The following is an 18,383-nucleotide window of genomic DNA, read 5'->3' on the forward strand; positions in this document are numbered from 1 at the left end:
CATGACCGTGGCCGACGCCCGCACCGGCGCCGAGGCGCCCGCCCTCGCACCTGCCGACGCCCGCCACCCCGAGGCGCTGCGCACCGCCGGCGAACTGCGCGCCGCCGGCGTGCACGGCGCACCGGCCGGCCGCGGCGAGCTCTACGCCGCCCACCTCGACCTGGTCTGCCTGCGGGCCGCCCGCCGGATCCGCGCCGCCGAGGACCGCCGCCCCGGCGCCCACCGCCGCGGCGCACCGCCGCTCGGCGGCGAGGACACCGGCCGGCTGCGCCGCACCGCCGCCGCCCTCGCCCGACGCCTNNNNGCACTCCCCCCCCCCCCCCCCCCCCCCCCCCCCCCCCGGCCGCCCCCCCCCCCCCCCGCCCGCGCCGCCCGCGACCTCGAACCCGCCAGGCTGCTGCTCGGCGCCGGCCACGCCGGGCTGACCGCCGCCGAGTTCGAGCACCTCTTCCCGGCCGCCGGCGGCTGGGGCCCGGCCGTCCTCGCGGAGGGCCTGTTCGTCGCCGCCGGGGACGGCCACCGGTTGGCCCGCGAGGACCACGCCGACTGGCTGCAGGGCCGCCACCTGGACCTCGACCTCGCCCTCGACCTGCTGCTCGACCCGGGCCCCGCCGCCCCGGCCGCCCCGGCCGGCCACGGCGACCCGACCGGCCACGGGGTGCCGCGGCACCGGCTCGGGCCGGACGGCGCCGCACTGCGCAGATGCGCCGAGAACGGCGAGGAGGCCGCCCTGGCCGGGCACCTGCAGCGGCTGCAGCACACCCTGGCCACCGCCGCGCCCGGCAGCGAGGCCGCCTGGTGGGCCGCCCGCCTGCTCGCCGCCGTACTGCCCGCGCTGCCCCGCCCCGGCGCCCACCGGGCGCTGCTGGCCCGGCTCGCCGGCCACCCCGCCTTCACCCCCGCCTGGTGGGCCGCCCTGCCGCTCGACCCCGCCGAGCGGATCGACCTGCTGCGCGGCCTCGTCCGCACCGAACCGCCCGGCGGGCCGTACCGGGCCGCGGCCGCCGCGCTGCTCGCCGCCGACCCGGTCACCGTGCAACCGCTGCTGTGCGCCTGGTTCGCCGACACCGGCCCGCTCGCCGACGGCACCGGCGCCACCGTCGCCGACCTCGCCCACGACCTGCTGCACGCCCACCGCAGGCTGGCCGTCGACGAGTTGACGGACACCCTGGCCGGTGCCGCCCACCCGCGGGCCGACGCCCTGCTCGCCCGGCTCGCCGAGGACGAGCCCTCCGCACTCTGCCGCGCCGTCGACCGGTGGAGCCACGACCCGCGCCCCGAACGGCACATCGCCGCCGCCGTGCACGCGCTGCGCACCGCCCCGCACGCCAACCCGGCCGGCCGGCGGCTGCTGCGGTTCACCGCGCTCACCCTGCTCGGCCGCGAGGACGAGCCCGCCCTGCACGGCGCCGCCCTCGCCCTGCTGCTGCACGACCCCGAGGACCGGGCCGCGCACCTGCCGCGCGCCCTCGACGCCTACGCCGCCGACGACCCCTTCCTCGGCGCCGCCGCACTCGCCCCCGCGCTGGACGACCACCCCGGGGCCGTGCTGGCCGCCGTCCGGGGCAGGCTCGCCGCCCCCGCCGCGCCGGTCGCCGACGGGCTGCGCCTGCTCGCCGGTGCCACCGACCCCCGGACCGTCCGCGAGGGCGTCCTGCTCGCCGCCCGTCAGCTGCGCGAACACCCCGAACGCGCCGGGCAGTTGGCCGCCCACCTGGAGGTCCTGCTGGCCGCCGGGCACGACGCCCGGCCGCTGGTCGCCGAGCTGGTCACCGCCCCCGCGACCGTCCGCAAGGTCTTCGCCCCGGTGCTCGCCGTGCAGGGCGGCCCCGACGCCGCCGCCCGGGCCGGCCTGCTGGACGCCCTGCTCGCCGCCGAACGCGACCCCGGGGTGCTCGGCGCCGTCCTCGACCGGTTCGCGGACGGCTGCGCCCGTACCGATCCGGAGCGGGCCCGCGCCCTCGTCCGCCGGATCGCCGGACGGTGGCCCGCGGCCGACGCCGCCCTCGTCCGGGCCGCCGGCCGGGCGGCCGCCTTCGCCCGGCTACTCGCCGACTGGCCGGACACCGCACCGCCGCCCCCGGACGGCCCGCTGACCGCCCGGCTGCGCGAGCTCGCCGCCGCCGGCCGGGACCCGCAGTACGCCGCGGCCGAGGCCGAACGGGCCGCCGACCGCGCCGAGGCCATTCCGGTGCCGAAGCAGGGACGGGCTCATGGCACGCTATAGGGGTTCGGGTTGAGTGTTCGAGCGCCTCCCGAGGCGCGGCAGAGGAACAAGGAGCGGTCAGGTGCAGCGCTGGCGTGGCCTGGAGGAGATCCCCGGGGACTGGGGGCGCAGCGTCGTCACCATCGGATCGTTCGACGGTGTGCACCGCGGCCACCAGCTGATCATCGAGCGGGTGGTGGAGCGGGCCCGCGAGCTCGGCGCCAGGTCCGTCGTCGTCACCTTCGACCCGCACCCCAGCGAGGTCGTCCGGCCGGGCAGCCACCCGGCCCTGCTCGCCCCGCAGCCCCGCCGGGCCGAACTGATCGAGGGGCTCGGCGTCGACGCCGTGCTCGTCCTGCCGTTCACCCTCGAATTCTCCCAGGAGTCACCGGAGTTCTTCGTCCGGTCGGTGCTGGTGGACGCGCTGCGCGCGAAGGCCGTCGTCGAGGGCCCGAACTTCCGCTTCGGCCACCGGGCCGCCGGCAACGTCGCGCTGCTCACCGAGCTCGGCCGCACCGACGACTTCGAGGTCGAGGTGCTCGACCTGCAGGTGAGCGGCAGCGCCGGCGACGGCGAGGCGTTCTCCTCCAGCCTGTGCCGGCGACTGGTCGCCGCCGGGGACATGGCCGGCGTCGCCGAGGTGCTCGGCCGCCCGCACCGGGTCGAGGGCGTGGTCGTCCGCGGCGCCCAGCGCGGCCGCGAACTCGGCTACCCCACCGCCAACGTGGAGACCGTGCCGCACAGCGCCGTCCCCGCCGACGGCGTCTACGCGGGCTGGCTCACCGCCGACGGCGAGCGCATGCCGGCCGCCATCTCGGTGGGCACCAACCCCACCTTCGACGGCACCGCCCGCACCGTCGAGGCCTACGCCATCGACCGGGTCGGCCTCGACCTGTACGGCCTGCACGTGGCCGTCGACTTCCTCGCCTACCTGCGCGGCATGGAGAAGTTCGACTCGATCGAGGACCTGCTGGAGCGGATGGCCGACGACGTCAAGCAGGCCCGCGTGCTGACCGACACCGCCGGCTGACGCGCCCGAGCACGCCGCAGGCCCCCGACAGGTGCTGTCGGGGGCCTGCTTGCGTGCTGTGTGCCGCCGGGCTCAGTGCTGCGGCGGCGGGTAGCCGTACCCGGGCGGCGGGGGCTGCTGGCCGTCCTGCGGCGGCGGGTAGCCGTACCCCGGCTGCTGCGGCTGCTGCCACTCCTGCGGCAGCGGCTGCGCGCCGGGCTGGGCCTGCGGCGGCTGCTGGCCCCAGCCGGGCGGCGGTGCCTGGCCCGGCTGCGGGGTCCACGGCGTACCCGGCGCGGGCTGCCCCGGGTAGCCGTAGCCCGGCTGCTGCGGCTGCTGCTGCGGGTAGCCCTGCTGCTGGTACGGCTGCGGCTGCTGCTGCCCGTAGCCCTGCTGCTGCGCCCAGGCGGCCTGCTGGGCCTGCTGGGTGCGGGCGATGTCCTCGCCGACCAGGGTGGCCAGCTCGAAGTACGCGTCGCGGACCTTGGGCTTCATCATGGCGAGGTTGACCTCGGCGCCGGCCGCCAGGCTCTCGTCGAACGGCACCACCACGACGCCGCGGCAGCGGGTCTGGAAGTGCGCCACGATGTCCTCGACCTTGATCATCTTGCTGGTCTCGCGGACCCCGGAGACCACCGTGATGCTGCGCTGCACCAGGTCCGCGTAACCGTGCGCGGACAGCCAGTCCAGCGTGGTCGAGGCACTGGAGGCACCGTCCACGCTGGGCGTCGAGACGATGATCAGCTGGTCCGCGAGGTCCAGCACACCGCGCATCGCGCTGTAGAGCAGACCGGTGCCGGAGTCGGTCAGGATGATCGGGTAGTGCTGGCCGAGCGTCTGGATGACCTGGCGGTAGTCCGAGTCGTCGAAGGTGGTGGAGACCGCCGGGTCGACGTCGTTCGCCAGGATCTCCAGGCCCGAGTGCAGGTCCTGCGAGGTGAACTGGCGGATGTCCATGTAGCTGCGCAGGTGCGGGATGGCCGTCACCAGGTCGCGGATGGTCGCGCCGGTCTGGCGCTTCACCCGGCGGCCGAGCGTGCCGGCGTCCGGGTTGGCGTCGATCGCGATGACCTTGTCCTGGCGCTCGCTCGCCAGCGTCGCGCCCAGCGAGGTCGTCGTCGTGGTCTTGCCGACGCCGCCCTTGAGGCTGATCACCGCGATCCGGTAGCAGCTCAGCACCGGAGTCCGGATGATCTCCAGCTTGCGCGCCCGGTCGGCCTGCGCCGCCTTGCCGCCGAACTGGAACCGCGGCTGCTGGCGCTGGGCCTTCGGCTGCCCCCGCAGCAGCCGGTCCGAGGACAGCTCGACCGCGGCGGTGTAGCCCAGCGCCGCGCCGTGCGCCTGCGCCTGCTGCGGACCGGCCTGCTGGAAGGCGGCCGGGGCCTGCGGGACGCCGCCCTGTTGCGGGTACGGCTGCTGGTACGCCGGCGGCTGCGGCCAGCCGCCCGTCCGCGGGTCGACCGGCGGACCGGGCACCGGGGCGGGGCCGGGCGCCGGAGCGGGACCGGGTCCGGGAACCGTCGGGGGGACACCCGGCTGCGGCTGCTGCTGCCAGGGCCCCGGCTGCGGCGCACCCGTCTGCTGGTACGGCTGCGGGCCCGGCGGCACCGGCTGCTGCTGCGGGGCGTACGGACCGGGCTGCTGGGGCTGCTGAGGCTGGGTCTGCTGCGGCGCGGGCGGCCACGGCTGCGCGGCCTGCTGCTCGGGAGCAGGAGCAGGAGCAGGAGCAGGAACGGGAGCGGGGGCCGGCGCGGGCACCGGCTCGGCCGGCGGCACCGCGGCGGACTGCACCTCCACCACGGGCTCGACCACGGGCTCCGCCACGGGCACGGGCACGGGCTCCGCGGCCGGGACGGGAGCGGGCACCGGGGCGGGCGGCTGCTCGGCGACCGGCTGCCGGGCCGCCTCGGGCGCGTCGGGCTGCGCCGGCACGACCGGCGGCTGCTCGGCCACCGGCACCGGGGCGGGCACGGGAGCGGGCACCGGCGCCGGAGCCGACTCCGCGGCCGGCGCGGGAGCGGGCACCGGTGCGGGCGGCTGCGCCACCGGAGGCTGGACGGCGACCGGTGGCTGCACCACCGGGGGCTGCGCGGACGGCGGTGGGGACGGCGCGGGAGCCGGTGCGGGCTGCTCCGGCGCGGCGCTCTGCGTGTACCAGGACGGGGGAGCGTAGTCGGGCTCGTCCGACCAGTCGTCGTCGTCCTCCGCCGCGTTGTCGCCGACGTAGACGCCGTCCCGATCGCTGCTCACTGGGGCTCCCTCGTTTTCGTCGCCGCTGTTCGCGGTGGGTCGGGCAACAAGACTAGGACGTGATCCGCGGTCACCTGAAGGCGGTACCGGCTGCCGGACCGCGGCGGGCACGGTGGATCGTCGCACCGGGAACCGTCCAAAGGGTGAACGCCCGACGTGCGCCCTCCTGCCTCCCGTCCCCGGCCGTGACCGCTCGAAACGGTGGCGGCCGGCACGGGTGTCCGTGCCGGCCGCGGCGGGCACGGACCGTCGTCCGTGCCGTGAGGTGCTGTCAGTCCATCCGGCGGGGGCCGCCCAGCACCTGGGCCTCGGCCTCGCCCGGATTGGTCATCACGTACTGCTGGCGCATCCGGGTCGCCCACAGGGTGATGTTGTCGCCGAGGGTGGGCAGCGAGGCGACCTCCTGGTCGCCCAGCGAGAGCACCCGCGCGACGACCTCCGCCTCCTGCGGCGAGATGCGCTGCACACCGACCAGGTCGGCCGCGTTGAGCACCCGGCTCGCGTTCGGGCCGAGGTACGGCAGCAGGGTCAGCGTGGTCTGCCAGGGCGCCGCCGACAGCCGGCTGCGCGCCGGGCGGGCGCCGAGGTCACGGACGACCAGCACCGGCGAGGCGACCGAGGCGCCCTGCGGGCCGAGCCGGCCGACCTGGTGGACCGTCACGCAGGGCTGGCCGCCGCCGGCGGCCTGCGCCATCGGCGCCCAGGTCTGCGGACGGCCGGTCTCCACGGCCACCCGGGCGCCGGTCGCGGCCGCGCGCAGCGCGATGACCTGCGCCGTCCACACACCGCCCACCAGCACCACGTCGTAGGCGTGCGGGCGGAACAGGCCGATCACGGCGGGCTGCTGGTGCGGGTCGACACCGATCACCACGCCGTCGTCGCCGACCGGGAAGGACAGCGCGGCGAGGTCCTCGGTGGTGAGCACGTGCTTCTCGCGGCGCGGGCCGCGCAGGCCGAAGCCGGGACGGATCCGGGCCGGGCGGGCGGGCTCGGCGGCAGGCTGCGGCGCCTGGGTGGGGTAGGACTGATAGGCCATCAGGACGTCCCTCCCAGGGGAAGCGTGGCGAGCAGGCCCGGTGCCTGCTCCTGGTCGAGGCGGTTCAGGCCGACGCCGGCGCTCTGCGCCCGCGACTCCACCAGGCGGCCCACCTGGGCGACCTCGCTCTCGCTGCGGCCGGTCACCCGGACGTGGCCGCTGAGCGCGACCGAGCCGCCGGTGCCCCGGCTGGCGGTCAGGCTGAAGGTGCTGGCCAGCGCGGGCGTACCGGTGACCAGGTTGACCAGGTCGGGCGCGGAGATCCGGCCCGGCGCGCCGCCCGGACGGCTGAGCTGCGGCCACTTGGAGATCCAGAAGGTGCTGTGCCAGCGGTCGTCGATCCGCCAGAACTTGCTGCTCTCCTGGGTGCGGCGGGCGGCCGCACCGCCGCCGCCGCTGCCCTGGCGGCCGGCCACGGCCACCGGGTTGGCGCAGATCGAGATGGCCAGCGCGGCGATCAGCTCGCGCTCGTCCAGCACGGTGGCGGTGAACCCGGCCGCGTTCAGCCGGCCGGCCAGCTGGTCGGTGACCCGCTGGAGGGTCTTGCGGGCGCCCTCCTCGCCGCCGCCGCGGGCGAGCACCGCGGTGGACGAGGTCTCCGGGTTCAGCTTGAGCGCGACCCAGGTGAGCCGGAGCGCCGGGGTGGCCGGGCCGTCCTGCAGCTGCTGGTAGGCGCGGGCGGCCAGCGACTGGTCCGGCAGGTGCGGGGCCGGCGCGGGCTGGGTGTGCTGCACCAGCTGGACGGACTCCAGGGCGATGTCGTCGACCTGCAGGGCCGAGCAGACGATGTCGAGCGGCAGCGGCAGCGCGGTGCGGGCGGGGCGCAGCGGCTGGTCCTTCGCCTGCACCAGCAGCACCGAGGTGTAGAAGGTGCCGTCGCCGACCATGCCGGTCTCCCGGCGGATCGGACGGCCGTCGCCGAGGTCGGTCTCGGTGACGTGGGTGCAGGTACGCAGGGCCGGCTCGACCTCCAGCGCGGGGGCCAGCGCCGGGTCGGTGCCCGGTGGCGGCACGTTGTACTGCGCCTCCTTGCGGCGGGCCTTCATCGCCGAGCGGACGCGCATCGCCTCCGGCAGGCTGCGGCCGCCGAGCGGCAGCAGGGCCACCACGACGAGCAGGACGGCGGGGACGGCGAAGGCGCCGGCCATCGCCGGGGCGATCGTCCATCCGACCGCGACCAGGGCCGCGGCGACCTCCAGCAGCACCAGCTGCTGGAGCCGCAGCCGGCTGCCGAGCAGCCCGGGCCGGGGGTGGACGCGCAGCGGCACCGGGGCGGTCGCGGGGGCCGCGGACCGGGCCCGACGACCGCCGGGATCGGCACCCCGGCCGTCCTGCCGGCGGCCGTGCGAGGCGCTGCGTCGAGCTGGAGCGGTCTGGCTTGGCATCCCCCGATGGACCCTCTCTGATCAGATGTCACGGCCCGGCTGGCCGGGCGGTGAACCGTACCCGTTACGGTACTCACCGTCTGCTGCGGCATCGTAGAGGGTTCGGCGCACTCGGTGCCCGCCGGGTGGCAGACTCACGCACGGCGAGCGCGCGTTGACGGCAGTACGGGCGCGGACACACAGGGGAGACGGGGAGCATGGCATCACGCAGGGACGAGCTGAACGCGTACAACTTCGCGCGGCGGCGGACGGTGGGGGCGTTCCTGCAGCCCGGGGGCGGCGGCAACGACGAGGACGCGCCGCGTCCGGTGCGCGCCGTGCTGCCGAGCTTCGTCGTCGCTGCGGTCGCTGTGGCCGGCTTCGGCATGTGGGGCGTCATCAAGCCCAGTGCCCCGCTGAACTGGGACGACGGCAAGAACATCATCCAGGGCAAGGAGTCCACCACCCGGTACGTGGTGCTGGAGGACCCGCAGACGCACGAGAAGGTGCTGCACCAGGTCCTCAACATGTCGTCGGCGAAGCTGCTGCTGCCGGCCGGCTCCAAGGTCGTCCAGGTCGCCGACAAGGTGCTGGACAACTACAAGAACCACGGCGCCACCATCGGCATCCCGTACGCGCCGGACAAGCTTCCGTCGGCCGCCGACGCCGGTGAGGCGAAGCTCTGGTCGGTCTGCGACCGGCCCGGTGTCGACAAGACCCAGGCGGGCATCAACCAGGCCGTGTTCATCGCGGCCGGCGACGAGGCGAAGACCCTCTCCGACCCCGCGAAGGTGCTGCAGGAGGGCCAGGGCCTGTTCGTCCAGGCGCCGCCGGTGACGAAGGACGACGTCCCCAGCAAGTTCCTGGTCGACATGAACGGCGTGAAGCACGCCGTGGGCAAGCTGAACCTCTCGGTCCGCGACCGGAAGGCCCTGGAGTCCGGCCTGTTCGGCGTCGACGTCGTGCCGCAGCAGGTGACCAAGGCCTGGCTGGACACACTGGAGACCGGTGAGGTCGTGGAGTTCCCGAAGAACCCCGACCTGACCCAGGCGAAGACGAAGTCCAACGTCAAGATCACCAACACCGAGGACGCCTACGTCGGCCGGCTGCTGGTCTTCCAGAACACCTACTACTCGGTCGGCAAGGACAGCCTCTACCAGGTGACGCCGTTCCAGGCCGAGCTGATGCGCAACGACCCGGCGCTGGACCCCGTCTACGACGGTGCCACCCCGAAGGTCGCCGAGATGTCCCCGCGGGACAACGCGGACCTGGCCGGGAAGGTCAGCCCGAGGATCCTGGACAAGACGAACCTGCCGGACGCCAAGCCGCTGCCGCCGCTCAACACCGGTGACAAGGGCACCCGTTCGGTGGTCTGCAGCACCTTCGCGGGCTACGACAACGGCGTGCCCAAGCGCACCGTGTGGGCGCACACCGATTACCCGGCCAAGGTGCCGCTGGGTTCCGCGAGCGCCCATGTGACGCCCGGCCACGGCCTGTTGTACCGCGCGGTGGACGGCCAGGCCGGTCCGGAGACCCAGGACACCTCCGGCACCACCTTCCTGATCACCGAGACCGGTCTGCGGTACTCGCTGCAGGCCAACAACGACGGCGGCACCGGTCCTTCGCCCGCCCCGAGCGCGGGGCAGCAGCAGGCGCAGGGCAAGGACGAGGAGAACGGTTCGCAGGCCCGCCTCGGCTACAAGTCCGTTGCGCCGAGCCGGGTTCCGCTGCAGTGGTCGATCCTGGTGCCGGCCGGCGGCGCACTCAGCTCCAAGGCGGCGGAGACCGCGCAGACCGCGTGACGTATCGTCAGTGCAGGTGTGCGGTAGGCCGTGTCATGGTCTGGTAACTACCGGTACTCCGGTGTTGGGCGGCTTGCAAACGGCGGCTAAAGTGCTGGGGACACCGCAACGTGGTGTCACCGGGTGGGCCGTATCAGGACCATCCGAAGTAATTGTCTGTCTCATGGGGGACGGTGGATCATGGCTGGTCAGTTCAAGACGACCGCTGAGGAAATGAATGCCTTCGCCAACCGCATCGGTGAGGTGAACGCGCAGGTCCAGGGCGAGATTCAGCGGCTCAACGCGCTGGTCGACTCGATCAAGGCTGGCTGGCAGGGCCAGGCGGCCCAGGCCTACCAGCAGATGCAGACCCGGTTCAACGAGGACGCGACCGCGCTCAACAAGGTGCTCGACGAGATCAAGCAGGCGATCGAGACGACCACCAAGCTCTACGCGCAGACGGAGCAGGAGCAGCAGTCCTCGATGTCCGGGCTCGGTCACTGAGTTCTCGGGTCCGCAGGACCTCGGCCGTAGTGCGGCCGGTTCGCCGGTCCGCGCAGATTCCATCGACTAGGAGACATCATGGGTGACCACATTCTCGTCAATTTCTCGACGATCCAGAACGCGTCGTCGGAGATCCGCCAGACCGCGCAGCGCATCCAGTCGCAGCTCGACGAGCTGAAGGCCGGCGTGCAGCGCATCGCCTCCACCTGGGAGGGTGCGGCGCAGGAGGGCTACCAGGCCCGCCAGCAGGAGTGGGACGCCAAGGCCGCCGACCTGCAGCAGGTCCTGGGCCAGATCGCCACCTCGCTGGACAACGCCGCGCAGAGCTACCAGTCGACCGAGTCCAAGAACACGGCCGTCTGGGGCTGAGGCCCGGCCGCCGTGCGACACGGCGACAGTGTGGGCGGGCGTCCGACCGGGCGCCCGCCCCTCGCGCGTACTGACGCGCACGGCATCGGGATCATGAGGGGAAGACAGGTGTCGTTGGGTACGTTCCGCAGGGCGGCCGCCGCGTCCGTGGTGCTGGGGGTGGTCGGCTCGCTCGTCGCGGGTCCGGCGTACGCGGCCACGCCGACGCCCGCGCCGTCGGGCTCGGACAGCGCGCCGCGCTGGTCTCCGATCGGCATAGCCGCGGCCGGCGAGTGCAAGTTCCCGTCCGAGAACGTCCAGGGCACCCCGTGGGCGCTCCAGCGGGTGCTGCTGAACGAGCTCTGGAAGAACGGCCGGACGGGCAGGTTCGCCAAGGACGGGCCCGGCGGCAAGAAGGGCGAGCCGGTCAAGGTCGCGGTGATCGACACCGGCGTGAACGACCGCAACCCGCAGCTCGCCGACAAGGTGGAGGACGGCACCTCGCTGCTGCCCCCCAAGCAGCAGGGCGAGAAGGACGACGGCAAGAACGACACCGTCGGCCACGGCACCAAGGTGGCCGGCATCATCGCCGCCAAGCCGATCACCGGGACGGGCTTCGTCGGCCTCGCACCGGGCGCCGCGATCCTCTCGATCAAGCAGAACGACGACCAGGGCAGCGGCTCCGTGCAGAGCCTGATCACCGCGATCAACCTGGCCGTGGCGAAGGGCGCCGACGTCATCAACATCTCGCAGGACGTCCGGGCGGAGGGCGACTCCAACGACTTCGCGCTGAAGGACCAGCTGAAGGCGGCCGTGGAGGACGCCGACCGCAAGGGCGTGGTGGTGGTCGCCTCGTCCGGCAACGACGGCCGCGAGGGCGACACCTTCCCGGCGGCGTTCGAGACGGTGCTGGCCGTGGGGGCCTCGGACCGCAACAACGAGCGCGCGCCGTTCTCCGAGTACGGCCAGTTCGTCGACATCGCCGCCCCGGGCGTCGACATGCTGTCGACGGTGCCGGCCGGCGGCCAGTGCGTCGACAACGGCACCAGCTTCTCCTCCCCGTACGTGGCCGGCGTGGCGGCCCTGCTGAAGGGCGCCTACCCCGACTGGACCCCGGCGCAGGTCCGGGCCCGGATCGAGCAGACCGCCCAGCGCACCCAGCGCGGCGCGAACAAGTTCATCGGCTGGGGCGTCGTCGACCCGGTCAAGGCCGTGCAGAGCGGCGACGAGCAGGCCGCCGAGCCGCACGAGGACCCGAAGCTCGCCATCGACCGGGCGCCGGTCGTGGCCCAGCCGCTCGGCCTCGCCGAGACCCAGGCGGACCGGGACCGCCGCACCGGCACCTTCGTGCTCGGCGGCGGCGTGCTCGCGGTCGCCGCGCTGGCTGGCGGCTCGGTCGTGCTGCGCGACCGCCGGCGCCGCCACGAGGGCTGAGCGCCACCGGACGGACGGAAGCGGCCCGGCCCCCTGCTGAGGGGGTCGGGCCGCTTCCGTCGTGCGCGGGGCCGGGTCAGACCTGCTCGTCCTCGGGCAGGGTGATCACCCAGCGGTCGGCCTGCCGGGGCCGCAGGTAGAACAGCCAGTAGAGGCTGGCGACGACGGTGATGCCGCCGGTCCACTTGAGGGCGGTGACGTCGAGCTGGGTCAGCAGGTAGACCAGGCCGACGGTCAGCAGGACCGGCAGGACGGGCCAGAGCGGCTGGCGCCAGGCCGGTGCGTGCTTGTGGTGGGCCCGGCGGGAGAACAGCGCGGCCACGGCCACCAGCAGGTACAGGGCGGTGACGGCGACGCCGGTGATGTTGGTCAGCTGCTCCTGCGGGACGAAGCAGAGCACCGCGCCGGGGACGCCGACGGCCAGGGTGGAGACCCAGGGGGCGCTGAACCGGTTGAGGGTGCCGAAGGCGCGGTTGACCGGCTCGGGCCAGGCCTTGTCGCGGCCGGAGGCGAACAGCACCCGGGAGTTCTGGATGACCATGACGATGCCGGCGTTGATGATCGCCAGGGCGACGCAGAGGCTGATGAAGGTGCCGACCGCGGAGTTGCTCCAGCCGGTGACCAGGTCGGAGATGTTGCCGGCGCTCAGGGCGGCGAGGTCCGGGGCGCCCAGGGTGATCGCGACCACCGGGACGATGATGATGACGACCGACAGGGCCAGCGTCCACAGCACGGTGCGGGCGACGTTGCGGCGCGGGTTCTCCAGCTCCTCGGAGAGGTAGATGGCGGTGGAGAAGCCCTGGGTGACGAAGAGCGCGGTGCCCATCGCGGCGACGATCGCGCCGAGGCCGACGGCCCCGGTGGCGCCGTCCGTGACGACCGAGCCGTGGAAGAGGCTGCCGGCGCCGCGCTCGGCGTGGCCGAAGCCGAGGAAGGCGACCACGCCGGCGGCGATGACCTCGAGGACGAGGAAGATGCCGGTGATCCAGGCGTTGGCGCGCAGGTCCAGCAGGCCGGCGACGGTGGCGGCGATCATCACGGCCGCGCCGGCCCAGCGGGCGTCCACGTGGACGATGGGGGCCAGGTAGTCGGCGGTGCCGATGGCGATGAGCGAGGGCACGATCATCACGACGATCAGCGACTGGATGAACACCAGCCAGCCCGCGAAGCGCCCGGCCAGGGTGCCGACCATGGCGTACTCGCCGCCGGCGCTGGGGACGAGGGTGCCGAGCTCGGAGTAGCAGAAGGCCACCGCGATGCAGATCAGCGCGCCGATGGCGATCGACATGGCGGTGAAGGTGCCGAGCGAGGAGAACAGCTCGGGCACGATGACGAACAGCGAGGACGCCGGCGTCACGCAGGAGAGCGTGAGCAGGGTTCCACCCACGACACCGATCGAACGGGTGAGCTTCTTGGGACCGCCGTCCGTCGGAGTCTCGACTACGGCGAGTGGCGGGCGAAGCGTGTCGGTCATGGGGCATCCGATCGACGTGCGGGGGTTCTGGGGGTGGGAGCGCTATCGCCTCCGACGGGCGTTCGCTGACGTGGTGTTTCGGTCGCTCCCGAGACGCCATGGAACCGCTCCGTTTTGCCTTCGTCAACGCGCGATCAGCTTCGGAATCCGTTGCCGTCCGCTGCATAAACATGCGATCCGGTGGCCGCCTGTGGCAAAGCTCACCTTTGTCCGATTCTGTCAACTCCGATGGATGAAGATTGAATCAAAGATGAACCGTCGGTGTTGATCTATGAATCAAAGCCTTAGGTCGTGATTCATTCATATGAATGAAGGTGGCCTCTCCGGGTCCCGGCGGCCGCCCCGGACGGTGCGGGAACCGCAGCAGGGCGCGGCAAAAAAGTAGGTAACGTTCTGGCACCGTCCACGGCCTGGAATGCCGGAAGGGCCGGACTCCGAGGAGTCCGGCCCTTCCGGTCACGCGACGTCACCGCTACGGGGTCGGCAGCCAGCCCGTCTGCAGGGTCTGGCCGGCGGCGATCCGCCGGGAGACGAACACACCGCGGCCCGGCGGCAGCGGCTGCGGCTTGACCGTACCGAGCAGCGCGCCCTCGTTCTTGTCGCCCGAGAGCAGCACGCCCTGGCCGCCCAGCTCGCGCATGCGCTGCATGACCGGCTCGAACAGCGAGCGGCCGGCACCGCCGGCGCTGCGCGCGATGATCACGCGCAGGCCGATGTCGCGGGCGAACGGCAGGAACTCGGCCAGCGGCGCCATCGGGTTGCCCGAGGAGGTGGCGACCAGCTCGTAGTCGTCCACGATCACGAACATGTCCTTGCCGCTGTACCAGCTGCGGTTGCGCAGCTGCTCCGGCGTGACGTCCGGGCCGGGCAGACGGCGCGAGCAGGCGCCGCGGAGCATCTCCACGGCCGCCGACATCGCGGGCGCCGCCGCCGCGTACTCCACCAGGTACTCCTGCGGCACCACGCCGAGCAGCGAACGGCGGAAGTCGCCGACCACGATGCCCGCCTGGTCCGGGGTGTACCGCTCGGTGATCTGCTTGACGAGCATCCGCAGCAGCGCCGACTTACCGGACTCGCTCTCGCCGAAGACGATGAACAGCGGGTCGGTCTCGAAGTTGACGAAGACCGGTGCGAGCTCGACCTCGTCCACACCGAAGGCCACACCCAGCTCGGGGTGCTCGAAGCCCTTGGGCAGCGCGTTGCCGTCCAGGACGGCCGGCAGCATGCGGACCTGCGGGGCGCGCGGGCCCGTCCAGGCGGCGTCGATCTGCGCCACCAGGTCGGCCACGCCGTCCGCCAGGTCCTCGGTCGTCGACGAGCCGTCCAGGCGCGGCAGGCCGGACAGGAAGTGCAGCTTCGCCGCGGTCAGGCCGCGGCCGGGCGAGCCCGCCGGGACGTTGACCGCGACCTTGCGGTCGATCTCCGACTCCATCGAGTCGCCGAGGCGCAGCTCGGTGCGGTTCTGCAGCAGGTCCTTGAGGGCCGGCCGCACCTCCGCGTACCGCGCCGCGGTGACGATCACGTGTACGCCGTAGGTCAGACCGCGCTGCGCGATGTCGTTGATGACCGGCTCGAGGACCTCGTACTCCTGCTTGAAGGTCAGCCAGCCGTCGATGATCAGGAAGACGTCGCCGAACTGCTCGTCCGGCAGCTGGCCGGCCGCGCGGCGCGAGCGGTAGGTGGTGACGGTGTCGATGCCGGCGGAGCGGAACAGCTCCTCGCGGCGGTTCAGGACCCCGTGCACCTCGCTGACCAGGCGGCGCACCTTCTCGACGTCCAGGCGTCCGGCCACCCCGCCGACGTGCGGCAGACCGGCCAGCGCACCGAACGCGCCACCGCCGAAGTCCAGCAGGTAGAACTGCACCTCGACGGGGGTGTGCGTGACCGCGAACCCGGAGACCAGGGTGCGCACCATGTTGGACTTGCCGGACTGCGGACCGCCCACGATCAGACCGTGGCCGGCCGCGCCCGAATAGTCCTGGTACATCACGTCGCGGCGCTGGTCGCGCGGCTTGTCGACGATGCCGACCGGCACCACCAGGCGGCCGAGCGCACCGAACTCCGGCGAGGTCAGGCCGCGCTCCGCGGTGACCTGCAGCGGCGGCACCAGGCCGTCGATGCTCGGCGCCTCCTCCAGCGGAGGCAGCCACACCTGGTGGGCTGGCGGGCCCTGGCTGATCATGCGCTGCACGAAGACGTCCAGCATGGTGTCGAGCAGCGAGTCGTCGATCTCCTCGACCTCCTCGACCACCTCCTCGACCACCGGCTCCACGACCGGCACCTCGGCGGCGGTGAACAGCACCGGCTGCGCGGTGATCACCTGGCCGCCGCTGGTCCGCTGCTGGCCCGGCGGCCGGTACGGGCCGGAGACGTACGCGGCCCGGAAGCGCTCCATCACGTCGGAGCCGAACTTCAGGTAGCCGACGCCGGGGATCGGCGGCAGGTGGTAGGCGTCCGGCACGCCGATCGCGGCCCGCGACTCGGCGGCCGAGAAGGTGCGCAGACCCAGCCGGTAGGAGAGGAAGGTGTCCAGACCGCGGAGCTTGCCCTCCTCCAGTCGCTGCGAGGCCAGCAGCATGTGCATGCCCAGCGAACGGCCGATGCGGCCGATCTGGATGAACAGGTCGATGAAGTCCGGCTTCGCGGTGAGCAGCTCGGAGAACTCGTCGATGATCATCAGCAGCGAGGGCAGCGGGTCCAGCGCCGCACCCGCCGCGCGGGCCCGCTCGTACTCGTTGATGTTGGCGTAGTTGCCCGCCGCGCGCAGCAGCTCCTGACGGCGGTTCATCTCGCCCTCGATCGCGTCGCGCATGCGGTCGATGAGGGTCGCCTCGCCCTCCAGGTTGGTGATCACGGCCGCGGTGTGCGGCATCTCCGCCATGCCGGCGAAGGTGGCACCACCCTTGAAGTCCGCGAGGACCAGGTTCAGCACCTCGGAGGAGTGCGTCACCGCCAGCGCCAGCACGATGGTGCGCAGCACCTCGGACTTGCCGGAACCGGTCGCGCCGACGCACATGCCGTGCGGGCCCATGCCCTGGAGCGAGGCCTCCTTGATGTCCAGCCAGACGTACTCGCCGTTCTGGCCGACGCCCAGCGGCACCTTGAGCTTCTCCGCCATCGGACGCGGCCGCCAGTGCCGGGCCGGGTCGAAGGAACCCGGGTCGCCGGTGTTCATCATCTCGGTGAAGTCCATCGACACCAGCGACGGGTCGCCGTCGTCGCCGCCCGCGGACACCCGGAACGGCGCCAGCTGACGGGCCAGCGCCTCCGACTGCCACGCCGACAGGGTGTCCGGCCGGCCGGAGTACGAGGCACCGGAGGCCGACTCCAGCAGCAGGCCGTCCTTGCCCACCGTGATGACCAGGTGGCCGCTCGGCTCGTCCAGGTCGCCGGGGACGACCTCGATCACGGTGACGCCCTCGACGCCCTCCGGGCCGGCCAGGACCGAGTCGTGCGGCACCGCGGCGCCGTCCATGACCACGATCAGGTGCGGCTTGTCGGCGCTCGGCACGTTGTCCCGGGAGAAGCCCTTGCGGCCGTCCAGCTCCTTGGCGAGCAGCTCCTCCAGCTCACCGAGGCCGGTCGCGATCAGACGGCGCGAACCGGCGCCGTCGTTCTCCTTGCGGTGCTGGGTGTGCGGCAGCCACTTCGCCCACTCCCACTCGTCGACCGCGCCCGGCGCGGCCGCCACGGCGACCATCAGGTCGTCCGGCGAGTGCAGCGTCGTCAACTGGGCGACCATCGCCCGCACGTTGCCGTACACGGTGTCCGGGTCGCCGCAGACCGTGATGTGGTAGAAGGCGCGCAGCGAGACCGCCAGCGGCAGGTCCTGCAGCGTGCCGTGCGACTTGATGAAGGTGCCCATCGCCTCGGCGGCCAGCGGCTCCAGCTCGTCCAGCGGAGCGGTCTGCGGCGCCACGATCGGGCTCGACAGCTGCTGCGGACCGGTGCCGAGGCGCACCTGCGCGAAGTCCGGATCGGTGGGCCGGCGCTCCCACAGCCGCCGCCCCTCGGCGACGATCGACCACAGCTGGTCCGGCTCGGGGTGCGTGAACAGCAGCGCACCGCGCTGCCGCTCGGCCGTGCGGCGGACCTGGCGGCGCATCTGCTGCAGGTACTTGAGGTAGTCGCGGCGCTCGTCCGCGGTACCGGCGTTGCCGCCGCGCCGCGCCTTGACGATCTGCGCGACCGCCATGCCCGCGGTCGACGCCACCATCAGGACACCCATGATCTTCATCGGGCCCTGGGCGCCGGGGGAGAAGAAGAACGCCGCCGAACCGCCCATGCCGAGCAGCGGCAGCAAGGACATCATCCAGTCCTCACCGCCGGAACGCGGCAGCTCCGGAGGGGCGACCAGCTCCACCGGCTCGTCCGGCACCGGGGGCGGGTACGCCCGCGGCGGACGCTTCACCGTCACCACACTCATGCGACCGCCCCGCTCCGCCCGGCGGCCGCTGCGCGGAACCCGGACCCCTTGACGGCCCGTTCGCTTCGCTCGCTCACTGGCACCAACCCTCACGCACACCGATTACGTACGGGTGAGGGCGCCCCGTGCGATGACGCCGCCCCCGCTCCGCCGACCGCAGACGCACATCAGAGGGTTCCTGCACCAGCCGGGCCCCCGTACGCCTTGCGCAGGGGCCGATCCTACTGGGCAGCCGGGACGGTTCGACCACGGGGTCAGCCGAGGAGATTTCCGGTACGAATCGTCGAATCCCCTCCACAACAGCACACCGTTGCACGGCAATTCGCCGCCCCCCGCGGCCTGCGGCGAATTCGGGCGGGGCCGGACCGCAGCCGCACCTCCGCGGGCGGTAGGGTAACGCCGCGCCAACTCCGCCCCGGACCGTGTCAGTTCCGGACCGGTCCGTAGGAGGGCGCAATCGAACCAAGAGCTGACGAGCAGGCATATCCGACAAGGGGGAGCGCCGGTGAGCGAGCGGACAGTCAAGAGGTGCGCATGGCGCGAAGCGGCCT

10 protein-coding genes are annotated in these 18,383 nt (G+C 73.4%); 5 read left to right on the forward strand and 5 right to left on the reverse strand.

The window, feature by feature from the left end; genetic code table 11:
* Positions 1-2,288: 2,288 nt before the first annotated feature.
* Entirely contained in the window at positions 2,289-3,236 is a 948-nt protein-coding gene (locus ABD353_RS32310; RefSeq protein WP_344627243.1) for a bifunctional riboflavin kinase/FAD synthetase, read from the forward strand.
* Positions 3,237-3,308: 72 nt separating this feature from the next.
* Here ABD353_RS32310 and ABD353_RS32315 read toward each other — a convergent pair whose 3' ends face one another.
* The 3 genes from ABD353_RS32315 to eccE all read right to left on the reverse strand — a co-directional run bounded on the left by ABD353_RS32315 (position 3,309) and on the right by eccE (position 7,886).
* Positions 3,309-5,465 (reverse strand): MinD/ParA family ATP-binding protein, encoded by a 2,157-nt coding sequence (locus ABD353_RS32315; RefSeq protein ID WP_344627244.1) that lies wholly within the window; start codon positions 5,463-5,465, stop codon positions 3,309-3,311.
* Positions 5,466-5,736: 271 nt separating this feature from the next.
* A complete protein-coding gene (locus ABD353_RS32320) occupies positions 5,737-6,501 on the reverse strand; it encodes a hypothetical protein (RefSeq protein WP_344627245.1) in 765 nt (254 codons plus the stop codon).
* Positions 6,501-7,886, reverse strand: a complete 1,386-nt coding sequence (gene eccE, locus ABD353_RS32325) for a type VII secretion protein EccE (protein WP_344627246.1) — start codon at positions 7,884-7,886, stop codon at positions 6,501-6,503. Before eccE ends, ABD353_RS32320 begins: the two co-directional genes overlap by 1 nt.
* Before the next feature lie 197 nt (positions 7,887-8,083).
* On the opposite strand from eccE, the gene ABD353_RS32330 reads away from it, so the two are divergent.
* The 4 genes from ABD353_RS32330 (at position 8,084) to mycP (ending at position 11,932) form a co-directional block, all read left to right on the forward strand.
* Positions 8,084-9,667 carry a type VII secretion protein EccB gene (locus ABD353_RS32330; protein WP_344627247.1) on the forward strand — a complete coding sequence of 528 codons (1,584 nt, stop codon included), beginning with the start codon at positions 8,084-8,086 and terminating at the stop codon, positions 9,665-9,667.
* A gap of 180 nt (positions 9,668-9,847) precedes the next feature.
* On the forward strand, positions 9,848-10,150 hold the full coding sequence (locus tag ABD353_RS32335; protein ID WP_344627248.1) for a WXG100 family type VII secretion target: 303 nt from the start codon (positions 9,848-9,850) through the stop codon (positions 10,148-10,150).
* A gap of 78 nt (positions 10,151-10,228) precedes the next feature.
* Complete coding sequence (locus ABD353_RS32340) at positions 10,229-10,519, forward strand: WXG100 family type VII secretion target (protein WP_344627249.1); 291 nt, start codon at positions 10,229-10,231, stop codon at positions 10,517-10,519.
* Positions 10,520-10,627: 108 nt separating this feature from the next.
* On the forward strand, positions 10,628-11,932 hold the full coding sequence (gene mycP / locus ABD353_RS32345; RefSeq protein WP_344627250.1) for a type VII secretion-associated serine protease mycosin: 1,305 nt from the start codon (positions 10,628-10,630) through the stop codon (positions 11,930-11,932).
* 76 nt (positions 11,933-12,008) lie between these two features.
* Here mycP and ABD353_RS32350 read toward each other — a convergent pair whose 3' ends face one another.
* Both ABD353_RS32350 and eccCa read right to left on the reverse strand, forming a co-directional pair.
* A complete protein-coding gene (locus tag ABD353_RS32350; RefSeq protein WP_344627251.1) occupies positions 12,009-13,406 on the reverse strand; it encodes an APC family permease in 1,398 nt (465 codons plus the stop codon).
* Positions 13,407-13,878: 472 nt separating this feature from the next.
* On the reverse strand, positions 13,879-17,832 hold the full coding sequence (eccCa, locus tag ABD353_RS32355; RefSeq protein WP_344627252.1) for a type VII secretion protein EccCa: 3,954 nt from the start codon (positions 17,830-17,832) through the stop codon (positions 13,879-13,881).
* Between the last annotated feature and the right edge of the window lie 551 nt (positions 17,833-18,383).

Origin of the sequence: Kitasatospora arboriphila (genome assembly GCF_039528095.1) — a bacterium.
Lineage (GTDB): Bacteria > Actinomycetota > Actinomycetes > Streptomycetales > Streptomycetaceae > Kitasatospora > Kitasatospora arboriphila.

Bases quoted from the DNA above. Each gene is read 5' to 3' on its own strand.
- ABD353_RS32335 (WP_344627248.1), top strand. From the start codon at position 9,848: ATGGCTGGTCAGTTCAAGACGACCGCTGAGGAAATGAATGCCTTCGCC.
- eccE (WP_344627246.1), bottom strand. From the start codon at position 7,886: ATGCCAAGCCAGACCGCTCCAGCTCGACGCAGCGCCTCGCACGGCCGC.
- ABD353_RS32320 (WP_344627245.1), bottom strand. From the start codon at position 6,501: ATGGCCTATCAGTCCTACCCCACCCAGGCGCCGCAGCCTGCCGCCGAG.
- ABD353_RS32350 (WP_344627251.1), bottom strand. From the start codon at position 13,406: ATGACCGACACGCTTCGCCCGCCACTCGCCGTAGTCGAGACTCCGACG.
- ABD353_RS32330 (WP_344627247.1), top strand. From the start codon at position 8,084: ATGGCATCACGCAGGGACGAGCTGAACGCGTACAACTTCGCGCGGCGG.
- ABD353_RS32340 (WP_344627249.1), top strand. From the start codon at position 10,229: ATGGGTGACCACATTCTCGTCAATTTCTCGACGATCCAGAACGCGTCG.
- eccCa (WP_344627252.1), bottom strand. From the start codon at position 17,832: ATGAGTGTGGTGACGGTGAAGCGTCCGCCGCGGGCGTACCCGCCCCCG.